At 69.1% G+C, this 11,767-nt stretch carries 10 protein-coding genes and 1 riboswitch; of the genes, 2 read left to right on the forward strand and 8 right to left on the reverse strand.

Annotated features, from left to right (window positions below):
- Positions 1-30: 30 nt before the first annotated feature.
- The 8 genes from ABZ725_RS35840 to ABZ725_RS35875 form a co-directional block, all read right to left on the reverse strand.
- Positions 31-1,521, reverse strand: a complete 1,491-nt coding sequence (locus ABZ725_RS35840; protein ID WP_358806592.1) for a dipeptide ABC transporter ATP-binding protein — start codon at positions 1,519-1,521, stop codon at positions 31-33.
- On the reverse strand, positions 1,518-2,615 hold the full coding sequence (locus tag ABZ725_RS35845; RefSeq protein ID WP_351916459.1) for an ABC transporter ATP-binding protein: 1,098 nt from the start codon (positions 2,613-2,615) through the stop codon (positions 1,518-1,520). Before ABZ725_RS35845 ends, ABZ725_RS35840 begins: the two co-directional genes overlap by 4 nt.
- Positions 2,612-3,610: an ABC transporter permease gene (locus ABZ725_RS35850; protein WP_351916458.1), complete on the reverse strand. Its 999-nt coding sequence runs from the start codon at positions 3,608-3,610 to the stop codon at positions 2,612-2,614. The genes ABZ725_RS35845 and ABZ725_RS35850 overlap by 4 nt, the downstream gene beginning before the upstream one ends.
- Before the next feature lie 110 nt (positions 3,611-3,720).
- Entirely contained in the window at positions 3,721-5,520 is a 1,800-nt protein-coding gene (locus ABZ725_RS35855; protein WP_358806593.1) for an ABC transporter substrate-binding protein, read from the reverse strand.
- 147 nt (positions 5,521-5,667) lie between these two features.
- Positions 5,668-6,675 (reverse strand): ABC transporter permease, encoded by a 1,008-nt coding sequence (locus ABZ725_RS35860; RefSeq protein WP_351916455.1) that lies wholly within the window; start codon positions 6,673-6,675, stop codon positions 5,668-5,670.
- A 371-nt stretch (positions 6,676-7,046) separates the two neighbouring features.
- Complete coding sequence (locus ABZ725_RS35865) at positions 7,047-7,808, reverse strand: enhanced serine sensitivity protein SseB C-terminal domain-containing protein (protein WP_351916528.1); 762 nt, start codon at positions 7,806-7,808, stop codon at positions 7,047-7,049.
- Between the two features lie 202 nt (positions 7,809-8,010).
- A complete protein-coding gene (locus ABZ725_RS35870; RefSeq protein WP_358806594.1) occupies positions 8,011-8,817 on the reverse strand; it encodes an enhanced serine sensitivity protein SseB in 807 nt (268 codons plus the stop codon).
- A 93-nt stretch (positions 8,818-8,910) separates the two neighbouring features.
- Positions 8,911-9,594, reverse strand: a complete 684-nt coding sequence (locus tag ABZ725_RS35875; RefSeq protein WP_358806595.1) for an AAA family ATPase — start codon at positions 9,592-9,594, stop codon at positions 8,911-8,913.
- A gap of 178 nt (positions 9,595-9,772) precedes the next feature.
- Positions 9,773-9,884: riboswitch (glycine riboswitch) on the forward strand.
- 152 nt (positions 9,885-10,036) lie between these two features.
- Between ABZ725_RS35875 and gcvT the strand changes: the two genes are divergently transcribed.
- Positions 10,037-11,170, forward strand: a complete 1,134-nt coding sequence (gene gcvT, locus ABZ725_RS35880) for a glycine cleavage system aminomethyltransferase GcvT (RefSeq protein ID WP_358806596.1) — start codon at positions 10,037-10,039, stop codon at positions 11,168-11,170.
- A 119-nt stretch (positions 11,171-11,289) separates the two neighbouring features.
- A complete protein-coding gene (gcvH, locus tag ABZ725_RS35885) occupies positions 11,290-11,667 on the forward strand; it encodes a glycine cleavage system protein GcvH (protein WP_351916447.1) in 378 nt (125 codons plus the stop codon).
- The last annotated feature ends 100 nt before the right edge of the window (positions 11,668-11,767 follow it).

The raw sequence follows: 11,767 nt of genomic DNA on the forward strand, positions 1-11,767 counted from the left end.
TTACATTGCAAGGCGGGGGCTCAGTGTTACTTACTTCTCCTTGGCAGGAGCGTCATCGCCGGAGGCTTCGGGGGCCTCGGGAGCGGCTTCGGCTTCGCCTGAGGCTTCCGCTGCCTCGGGAGCAGCTTCGGCTTCGGCTTCGGCTTCGGCTTCGGCTTCGGCTTCGGCTTCGGCTTCGGCTTCGGCTTCGGCTTCGGCTTCGGCTTCGGCTTCGGCTTCGGCGGGAGCCTCGGGGGTTTCGGCGGCCTCCGCCGCGACCTCCACCGCTTCCGGCTCCACCGCTTCCGGCTCTGCCGCGTCCGGCTCCACCGCTTCCGGCTCTGCCGCTTCCGCCGCGACCTCCGCCGCCAGGGCCGCCGACGTCTCCGCCGACTCCGCGAGCACCTCGTCGGCCACCAGCTCCGCCGCCTCCTTCGCGGCGGTCAGCAGGACGGTGTCCTGCGGGGCCTGGTCCGCGAAGTTCTCCGGGTGGTGGCAGGCGACCTGCTGACCGGGCCGCAGCTCGACGAGCGCCGGCTCCTTCGTCGTGCAGATCTGCGTCGCCTTCCAGCACCGGGTGTGGAAGCGGCAGCCGCTCGGCGGGGAGATCGGCGAGGGCACGTCGCCCTTGAGCAGGATCCGCTCGCTCTTGGCGTGCTTGCGCCGCGGGTCCGGGATCGGCACCGCCGACATCAGGGCCTTGGTGTACGGGTGCATCGGCGACTTGTAGAGCAGGTCGCGGTCGGCCAGCTCGACGATCTTGCCGAGGTACATCACCGCGATGCGGTCCGAGACGTGCCGGACCACCGAGAGGTCGTGCGCGATGATCACGTACGTGAGGCCGAGCTCCTGCTGGAGGTCGTCGAGCAGGTTCACGACCTGGGCCTGGATCGACACGTCCAGGGCCGAGACCGGCTCGTCCGCCACGACCAGCTTCGGGTTCAGGGCGAGCGCGCGGGCGATGCCGATGCGCTGGCGCTGACCGCCGGAGAACTCGTGCGGGTAGCGGTTGTAGTGCTCGGGGTTGAGACCCACGACCGACAGCAGCCGCTGCACTTCCTTCTTGATGCCGCCCTCGGGCTCGACGCCCTGGAGCTTGAAGGGAGCGCCGACGATCGTGCCGATGGTGTGGCGCGGGTTCAGCGAGGAGTACGGGTCCTGGAAGATCATCTGCACATCACGGCGCAGCGGGCGCATGCCGTTCACACCGAGGTGCGTGATGTCCTTGCCCTGGAACTCGACCTTGCCGCCGGTCGGCTCCAGCAGCCGGGTGATCAGCCGGCCCATCGTGGACTTGCCGCAGCCGGACTCGCCGACGACGCCGAGCGTCTCACCGGAGCGCACCTCGAAGTCGATGCCGTCGACCGCGTGCACCGCCCCGACCTGCCGCTGGAGCAGGCCCTTCTTGATCGGGAAGTGCTTCTGCAGTCCGGTGACCTTCAGCAGGACCTCGCCGGGGGCGGGGTCCTTGGTGAGGGTCGCGCCCTGCTCGGGCGCGTCGGCCTGCGCGGGAATCTTCACCGCTTTCTCGTCGTCACTCACAGCTTCGGCGCAATCTCTTCGGTCCAGATACGCTCCCGCTGCTCCTTGCCCAGGTGGCAGGCGGCCCAGTGCCGGCTGCCGACCTCGGCCAGCTCGGGCCGGACGGTGCGGGTGACGTTGTCCTTCGGGAGGTCCGCGTACGGGCAGCGCGGGTTGAAGGCGCAGCCGGACGGGATGTTGATCAGCGAGGGCGGGGAGCCCTTGACCGGGATCAGCCGCTCCTGCTGGTCGCGGTCGAGGCGCGGCATGGAGCCGAGCAGCCCCCAGGTGTAGGGGTGCCGGGGCTCGTAGAAGACCTTCTCGGCCGGGCCGCGCTCGACGCAGCGGCCGCCGTACATCACCAGGATGTCGTCGGCGAGTTCGGCGACGACGCCCAGGTCGTGGGTGATGACGATGACCGCGGAGCCGAACTCCTTCTGCAGATCGCGGATGAGGTCGAGGATCTGCGCCTGGACGGTCACGTCCAGGGCGGTCGTCGGCTCGTCGGCGATCAGCAGCTCGGGGTTGTTGACCAGCGACATCGCGATCATCGCGCGCTGGCGCATACCGCCGGAGAACTCGTGCGGGTAGCTGTCCACCCGCTTGTCCGGCTGCGGGATGCCCACCCGGTCGAGCATCTCGACCGCACGGCGCTTGGCGGTCTTCTTGTCGACGTTGTGGTGGATCCGGTACGCCTCCACGATCTGCTGGCCGATCGTGTAGTACGGGTGCAGCGCCGACAGCGGATCCTGGAAGATCATCGCCATCTCGCGGCCGCGCAGCTTGCGCACGTAGTCCGGGTCGGCGGACAGCAGCTCGGTGCCGTCCAGCCAGATCTCGCCGGAGATCTGGGCCTTGCGCTTGCCGTACTGGCCGGCGGTGTGCAGGCCCATGATGCCGAGCGAGGTCACCGACTTGCCGGAGCCGGACTCGCCGACGATGCCGAGCGTCTTGCCCTTCTCCAGCTGGAAGCTGAGCCCGTCGACGGACTTGACCAGGCCGTCGTCGGTCGGGAAGTGCACCTTGAGGTCGCGCACTTCGAGGAAGGCGGACGGCGCGGGCGAGGCGGGGGTGGGCTCGCCCACGGCCGCTCCGCTCTTGCTGAGTTCGGTCATGCGAGCCTCACTCGGGGGTCGATCACGGCATACAGGATGTCCACCACGAGGTTGGCGACGAGCACCGCGAGAGAAGTGATCAGGGTGACGCCCAGGATGATGGGCAGGTCCTGGTTCTTGATGGCGTTGAGCACGGCCTGGCCGAGGCCGGGCAGGTTGAACGCCGTCTCGGTCAGGATCGCACCGCCGATGAGGGCGCCCAGGTCCATGCCGAGCATGGTCAGCAGCGGCGTCATCGTGGAGCGCATGGCGTGCTTGCCGATGACGGTCTGCTCCTTGAGGCCCTTGGCGCGGGCGGTACGGATGTAGTCCTCGCCGAGGATCTCCAGCATGGTGGCCCGGGTGATGCGCGCGTACATCGCCGCGTACAGGAACGCGAGGGTGATCCACGGCAGGATCATCCCGCCGAACCAGCCGGTGAAGCTCTCGTCGAGTGGCACGAACTGCCCGTCGAACAGATCCAGTCCGTAGACGAAGATCGACAGGGCGACCATGCCGGTGAAGTAGATCGGCAGGGAGACGCCCGAGAGCGCGACGACCATCGCGCCGCGGTCCCAGATGCTGCCGCGCTTGAGCGCGGAGAGCACGCCCGCCGAGACGCCGAAGATCAGCCACAGCACGGCGGCGCCGAGCGCGAGGGCCAGGGTCACCGGGAAGCGGTCGGTCAGCACCGGCCAGACGGCCTGCTCACTGCGGAAGGAGTAGCCGAAGCACGGGGCGGCGCAGTGGATGGAATCGCCACCGCCCGAGTAGGTGCGACCGGCGAAGATGCCCTTGAAGAACTCCCAGACCTGGGCGTAGATCGGGTCGTCCAGGCTCAGCTTCTCGCGCACCCCCTCGACGGCGGCAGGGTCGGCCTGCTTGCCCACGAAGCTCAAGGCGATGTCGACGCCGGCCCATTTGGGGATGAGGAAGAAGATGCCGAAGACCACCATGACGATGACCACAAGCATCACTGCGGCGGCCAGCAACCGCCTGATGAGGTAAGCGAGCACAGCTCTCGGCCCGCTGCGGACCACGGGCCACCGGAGATCGTCCGATGGCCCGCAGTCACGCCGCGCCGGCCTTCACCTGCCTTTCGTGCCGTTCGGCGGGTGTGCCGGGTTTACTTCTTCGGGTTCTTCAGACCGAGGTTGACGAAGTCGTACTGACCGCTGTAGCCGTCGGTCGTGTAGACGTTCGCCAGGTTGTCCGAGCGCCAGTTGATGAACCGCTCGAAGACGAAGGGCAGGTAGTACGCGCCCTCCATCACCTTGTGGTTGATCTCCGTGGAGATCTTGGTCTTGCCGGCGGCGTCCAGCGTGGTGACGTACGAGTCGAACAGACCGTCGATCGCCTTGTCCTTGATGAGCGCGTAGTTGTTGTTACCGCTCTCCGAGATGTACTTGCTGTCCCACAGCGGGAGACCGAAGCCCTGGATGGTCGGGAAGTCCGGACCCCAGCCCATGATGATGATGCCGTAGCCCTTCTTCTTGACGTTCGAAGGGCTGCCGATGATGCCGGAGGTCTGCGAGCCGTCGTACTGGTCGATCTCGGCGGTGATGCCGATCTTCTTCAGCGACGCCTGGAGGGACTGGGCGGTGGCCACCTCGACCGGCTTGTTGTTGCGGACCGCGATGGTGGTCTTGAAGCCGTTCGGCTGACCGCAGGCCTTCAGGGCCTCCTTGGCCTTGGCCTCGTTGCCGCTCTTGTTCGCGCCGGAGATCTCGTACGGGTCGTACTTCTGACCCTCGGCGCCCGGGACGGACGGCGGCAGCATGTTGGTGCCGATGTCGCCACCGGCGACCGGGCCGCCACGGGCGGTCTGCAGCGACACGTGGTCGGCGCCGTAGATCACGGCCTTGCGGCACTCGATGTTGTTGAACGGCGCGACGCTCTGCGGGAAGACCGCGTAACGGACGTAGCCGGAGACCGGGTTGTCCAGGTTGGCCTTGTGCTCCTTCAGGGCGGTGGTGCGGCCCTGCGGCGACATGCCGGTCTGGTTGAGGTCGAGGTCCAGGTCACCGCTGAGCAGACGCTGGTCCAGCTGGTTGGCGTCCGAGAAGAACTGGATGGTGATCTCGTCCGGGTAGGCCTTGCGGACCGGGTCCGAGGCCTGCTTCCAGTTGGTGTTGCGGACCAGCTTGAGGTCCTTGCCCGGGCTGTAGGACGCGAACTTGTACGGGCCCGAGGAGAACGGCTTCAGGCCGTACTTGGACTTGGTGTCCATGTCCTGGCGGACCGGGGAGGCCGAGATCAGGCCCAGCATCTCCTCGAAGTCCGAGTTGGCCTGCGGGAGCTTGAAGACGACGGTCTTGTCGTCCGGCGTCTCGATGGCCTTCAGACCGAGCTTGTCGGCGGAGGTGTCCTTGTAGGGGCCCTTGTACGCACCGGTGGGGTCGAGGACGTCCTTCAGGTACGTCGGACCACCGGACAGCACGTCCTGCGCCCACACGCGCTCGATGCCGTACTTCACGTCCTTGGACGTGATCGGCTTGCCGTCCTCCCACGTGACGCCGTCACGCAGGGTGTACGTGTAGGTCTTGCCGTCGTCGGTGACCTTGGCGAGACCGGTGGCGAGGTCCGGGGTGAGCTCGGCGCCCGCCGCGCCCGGCTCGGTCTTGTTCGTGACGAGCTGACGGCTGTAGTAGCGGGCGAAGTTCCACATCATGCCGTAGTAGCCGCGCGTGGTGTCCCACGAGTCGGCGTCCTGTGCGGCACCGAACTTCAGCGTGCCGCCCTTCTTGGCGGCGGAAGCCTGGGCGACCTTGTTGTTAGCGGCGTCGAAGCCGGCAGCGCCGGTGGTCGAGCCCTTGTCGTCGTCGCTTCCGCCACCGCCGCACGCCGCCGTGGTCAGCAGCGCGGCGACCGCGGCGGCAGCGGCAAATGCCTGCTTCCGCCGCCCTGAGGTGCGTTGGGTAGTCACGATCTCGGATCCTCCGGATTAGATGAGAGACCCCGTGTGAAGGCCACGGGACGGTTGGGGTGCCGTGTTCGGCGGTTTCGCTGTTCTGCGGTTCTGCGGTTCAGCGGTGCGCGGTTCAGAGCAGTTCGCGGTTCAGCAGTTCGCGGTTCAGCGGGAGGCCTTCGGGTCCAGCGCGTCCCGGACGCCGTCGCCGAAGAGATTGAAGGCCAGCACGGTGATGAAGATCGCCACACCCGGGACCACCATGTACATGGGGTCCGACTCGTAGTAGTCGATCGCGCTCGAGAGCATCTGTCCCCACGAGGCGGTGGGCGGCTTGACGCCGACGCCCAGGAAGCTGAGCGCCGCCTCGGTGAGGATGTTGGTGGGGATCATCATCGTCGTGTACACGACGATCGGGGCGACCAGGTTGGGCAGCAGTTCCTTGAACAGGATGTACAGCCGACCGGCGCCCAGCGATCGGGCGGCCTCGACGTACTCGCGCTCACGCAGCGAGAGCGTCTGGCCGCGCACCACGCGTCCGATGTAGGGCCAGCCGAAGAATCCGATGACCAGGATCATCACGAAGACGCGCACGCTCGAACCGGTGAGGCCCAGCATGTCGCTCGGCATGACGGAGACCAGCGCGATGATGAACAGCAGCTGCGGGAAGGCGAGCAGACCGTCCATCACCCGGCTGATCAGGGAGTCCACCCAGCCGCCGAAGAATCCGGCGAGAATGCCCAGCACCGTTCCGAGGATCACGGCGACCACGGCCGACAGGAAGCCGACCAGCAGGGAGATCCGGGCGCCGTAGAGGATGCGGGCGAAGATGTCCCGGCCGTTGACCGGCTCGACGCCGAGCAGGTGCTCGCCGCTCAGACCGCCCAGCGAGCCCGTGGGGGTGCCGAAGAGCGGGTCGATGAGGTTCTCGTGGTACTCGTTCGGGTCCTGCCCGAGGATCCCCGTGATGACCGGCGCGAGCAGCGCGATCACGACGAGGAAGAGCACCACGATGCCGCCCGTGAGGGCGAGTTTGTCCCGCTTGAGGCGCTCCCAGGCGATCCGGCCCAGGGAACGGCCCTGAACGGCCTTGGCGCCGCTGGTGGCGACCGCCGCTTCCTCGGCCGCGCTCGGGGCCGCTTCCGCGGTCGGCTCGTGCAATGGTGCCGTCATCTGGCAGGGACCCCTCTCAACCGGCGGTAGCCGGCCCGCACTTGCCGCTGTAGCGGCGTGATCAGTCCGTAATACGCAGGGGATAAGTCCCCTGGAGCGGGAGTCTTCAACGCTTTGGCGATCTGTTGCCAGACTTGGCAGTGAAAGGATGCGTAAACGTGATGCGGGTAGATGGGTTCCGTTATCCGGACGGCGGGTAACGCCCCCCGGACGGGGACTTATTGGGGCAGAACGGACAGGACCGGGATCAATCGCCGCCATCTACGCGCGAAGACGTCCGAGTCCTCCCTCGCGGTAGCCTCACAACAGACTCACAACAGGACCACGGCGGGAAGCACGACAGAACGCACGACAGGAGCGATGGCGGAAAATCAGTAGCGTCCGGTGGGCGGATAGCCGTAACCGCCCGCGGGCGCGGGGGCCGACGCGGGGGCGGGAGCGTGCGCCTCACGGTCGTAGAACGGCCGGGCGCCGGCGCGCATCCACATCACGACGGGGTCGTACTCGTCGGTCATGGCGACCGTCGACACCGGCAGCCCGTCCGGCACCGCGCCGATGGACTGCTGCATCATGGCCCGGACGGCGTCCACGGCGGACGGGGAGGAGTCGTACACGTCCAGCCCGATGGCCAGGTAGGGCGCGCCCAGCGCCGGCTGCACCCAGGCCCGGCGCAGCGCGCGGACCGCGGGGGTGCGGTGGGCGTTCTGCGCGAGCAGGGCGTAGAACTGCGGGATCTCGATGGCGGGCTCGGACAGCCGCAAAGGGCCGGCGGGCTGACGCTCCAACCCGGTGGCGATACGGCGCAGATCCAGCCAGGGGATGCCGACGCCGCCGCCGGGGCCGTGCGGGTTCAGCCAGAGGCCGTAGTGGTCGGGGTAGAGCGTGCGGGCCACGTCGACTCCGTCGACCACCTCGTACGAGCGGTTCCAGCCGCTGGCGCTGAGCTCCTGGGCGGAGGTCACGCAGGGGGCGTAACCGTGGCCGTCCACCTCCATGTTCCCGTACTGGGCGTCCGGGGAGCCGGCCTGGCCGTGCCACAACAGCATCCAGACCTGGCCGGAGGAGGGGGTCGCGAGCGCGCGCAGGAGGGCCTCGTAGGCGTCGTAGCGCCCGGGCGTGACCTGGCGCAGCATGTGCTCGACCGAGCCGGTCGCGGCAGTGCCAGCGCTCACTTTTTATCGCCCCTTCGAGAAGTTGCCCCGCGTTGGGGTCAAGCTTAAGCGCCCAAGAGCTCAGGGCTTGTGGTGCGTTGTCGGGTGTGGGTCGCGGGTGCTCGATCGCGTCCCGCGGCGGAGCCGCGCATCGGCACGGCCCCGCGCCCCCGGGTGGGCCGCCCTAGCGTGAGTAGAAGGGGCGGACCCGTTCCCTCATCCAGTCGGCCACCGGATCCTGGGCCACGTCCAGCAGGACCAGGTTGACCGGCCAGGGGGCCGCGGTCTTGGTGAGCGCCCTGCTCAGCGCCTCCAGCGGCAGGGCGCGCAGGTCGCCCTCCCAAGGGGACGCCTGGGGAAGCTGAAAGAGTTCGACGCCGACGAACATCACCGGGTCCGCCGTCTCGACGGCGGCCAGGCAGCGGCGGGCCGTGCGGATCGCGCCCGTGGCCTCGAACTCCGCGGAGGCCGCGGCCAGGAAGTCGATCGGGTCGTCCTGCCAGTCGGGCTCGTAGAGGCGGACCCGGCCGCCGCTCGCGGAACCGTCCAGCGGGGTGCGGCCCGCCCGGCACAGCTCGGCCACGGCCGGCGGCGGCAGCGGGATGCCGACCAGGCCCTCGGGGTTGACCATGATGCCCACCTGCGGGGGCAGCCCACGGGCGAACTCCACGGCCGGCGCGATCGTGAACGACATGTGCGAGCCGACGACCTGGCGGAACTGCTCCTCGGAGCTGAAGACCGGCACGTACACCTGGCCGTCCAGCTCCAGGGTGGGCAGGTCGAGGGGGCCGCTGTGCGGGCCGCCGCCGCCGGGGAGCGGCACCCAGACGAAGCTGCGCCCGAGCACCTCCACGATCCGGGACCCGCCTCCCGGCACGCCGAGGGAGGCGGAGAGCACCTCCTCCAGCTCGTTGCCGGGCCATCCGCCGTGCGGATGGGGGTGTGCCTGCGCCGGAAAGTCCGTCGGGAAGTCCGCCGGGGGGAAATCCATCTGCCTACCGCCTGCTAAGAACCGCTCACTCTGCTGTGGCTGAAAGGCTAGGGCCTGTGCGGCGCATCACGCCACAGACGGCCGCCGGACGCCTCAGCCCGTGAAGGCGATGCGCCGGAGTACGTCTGCTGCGGGACGGTCCAGCAGGACCGCCGAGCCGCAGCCTTCGGGGAGGCCGCCCTTCTCCACCGAACGCAGAAGGCGGGCGGCGGCCCGGCGGTGTCGTAGGAACGCGTACCGCGAGACGCCTCGGCCACGCTCGCGCTGCCCCTCCAGGGCCTGGTCCGCGCCGACGTCGAGGAGGATCAGGTGGAGGGTGCCGCCACGGCGGCGGGCCTCACGGGCCAGCCAGTCGCGGACCCAGGCCTGCGTACCGCAGTCGTGCACGACGACGCCCTTGCCGCCGCGCAGGGCTCGGCGCAACCCGGCGTAGTGGGCGAGGCGCACGAGCGGGCGGTAGAGCGCGTAGGGCAGGAAGCGGGGCGCGCGGGCGTCCCACCGGTCGCGGGTGTCCTGGGAGTCGATGCGGACGCCGGTGACCGCCCGTTTCATGAGCGTGGACTTGCCGCTGCCGGGCAGCCCGGTGACCACGACCAGGTCACGGGGGCCGAAGAGCAGACCGTGCGGGCTGCGGCCGGCCCGCTCGCGCAGGTCGCGGACGACGGGCGCGGGCTGCGGGCCGCACGCCTCCCGGGCCCGGGAGCCGGGCTGCGCGGGCAGCGCGAGCCCCGAAGCGGTCGCGAATGCGGTGGTCCTCGCCGTTGTCGTCCTGTTCACCGTGATCGTCCTCCCCTGGGGTCAGGTAAGTCCTCATCCCCATCGAGCGTAAAGAGAAGGTAATGCGTGGTGTCTCGCGTTTTCGTGCGCGTACCGACACAAGCCGGTTACAGATGCGGCCTGCCGCGACCGGGGCGGGCCGTGCGATGATGGCCGCGCCAACTGCATACCGGCCGTTTGAATCCGCGCGGGAGAGTCCCCAGCAGCAGGTCCGCCTGTCGTTTCGCTGGGGCGCCGAAGGAGCAAGTCCCTCCCTTGAATCTCTCAGGCCCCGTTACCGCGCGGGCGAGGCACATCTGAAAAGCGGGCCGCCGTTTCCGGTGGCCCCACCCAAGGTGCAAGTCAGGACCACCGTTTCGCGGGGTCGTGACGAACCTCTCAGGTTCCGATGACAGATGGGGAGGAACGACCTCGCCGTCATGCCTTGGGAGACAACCGTCCGATGAGCAGCTCCGTACCCCGTCACACCGCGCTCGATGCCCTGCATCGTTCGCTCGGCGCGACGATGACCGACTTCGCAGGCTGGGACATGCCCCTGCGCTACGGCTCCGAACGCGACGAGCACAACGCCGTCCGTACGAAGGCCGGCCTCTTCGATCTGTCCCACATGGGCGAGATCACGGTGACCGGGCCGGAGGCGGCGGCTCTCCTGAACCACGCGCTGGTCGGCAACATCGCCACCGTCGGCGTCGGCCGCGCCCGCTACACCATGATCTGCCAGGAGGACGGCGGCATCCTGGACGATCTGATCGTCTACCGGCTGGCCGAGCACGAGGCCGGTTCCTCTCACTACATGGTCGTCGCCAACGCCTCCAACGCCCAGGTGGTGCTGGACGCCCTGACCGAGCGCGCCGCCGGTTTCGACGCGGTCGTGCGCGACGACCGTGACGCCTACGCGCTGATCGCCGTACAGGGGCCCGAGTCCCCCGGCATCCTCAAGGCGGTCACCGACGCGGACCTCGACGGTCTGAAGTACTACGCGGGCCTGCCGGGCACGGTGGCCGGCGTTCCGGCCCTGATCGCCCGCACCGGCTACACCGGCGAGGACGGCTTCGAGCTGTTCGTGGCCCCCGCCGACGCCGAGAAGGTGTGGCAGGCGCTGACCGACGCGGGCACCCCGGCCGGACTGGTCCCCTGTGGTCTGTCCTGCCGGGACACGCTGCGCCTGGAGGCGGGCATGCCGCTGTACGGGCACGAGCTGAGCACCTCCCGCACCCCCTTCGACGCCGGTCTCGGCCGGGTGGTGAAGTTCGAGAAGGAGGGTGACTTCGTGGGGCGCGCCGCGCTCGAGGAGGCCGCCTCCCGTGCCGAGCAGAACCCGCCGCGGGTCCTGGTCGGCCTGATCGCCGAGGGCCGCCGCGTCCCGCGCGCCGGGTACGCCGTCGTCGTCGGCGGCGAGCCGGTCGGCGAGGTCACCTCCGGCGCCCCCTCCCCCACCCTCGGCAAGCCGATCGCGATGGCCTACGTCGACGCGGCCCACGCGACGCCGGGGACCCCGGGCGTCGGCGTGGACATCCGGGGCGCCCATGAGCCGTACGAGGTCGTGGCGCTGCCGTTCTACAAGCGCCAGAAGTAAACACTGGGCGCGGGCGCCCGGTCCCCGGGCGTGACCCTGCGCACATTCCCGCTGGTCACGCCCGCCCTCAGCAGTCCCCCATTCATCAGCACTCCCTCGCGTACAGGAGAATTCAGGCCATGAGCAACCCCCAGCAGCTGCGCTACAGCAAGGAGCACGAGTGGCTGTCGGGCGCCGAGGACGGCGTCTCGACGGTCGGCATCACGGAGCACGCGGCCAACGCGCTCGGCGACGTGGTGTTCGTCCAGCTCCCGACGGTCGGTGACACGGTGAGCGCGGGCGAGACCTGCGGCGAGCTGGAGTCGACCAAGTCGGTCAGCGAGCTGTACGCGCCGGTGACCGGTGAGATCACCGAGATCAACCAGGACGTCGTCGACGACCCGGCGCTGGTGAACTCCGCCCCCTTCGAGGGCGGATGGCTGTTCAAGGTACGCGTCACGGACGAGCCGGACGACCTGCTCACCGCCGACGAGTACGTCGCCTACACCGCCGGCTGAGGATCCAGATGACTGTTCTGAACACGCCCCTGCACGAGCTCGACCCGGAGATCGCCGCCGCGGTCGACGCCGAGCTGAACCGCCAGCAGTCCACCCTCGA

Source organism: Streptomyces sp. NPDC006872 (genome assembly GCF_040635845.1).
Taxonomy (GTDB): domain Bacteria; phylum Actinomycetota; class Actinomycetes; order Streptomycetales; family Streptomycetaceae; genus Streptomyces.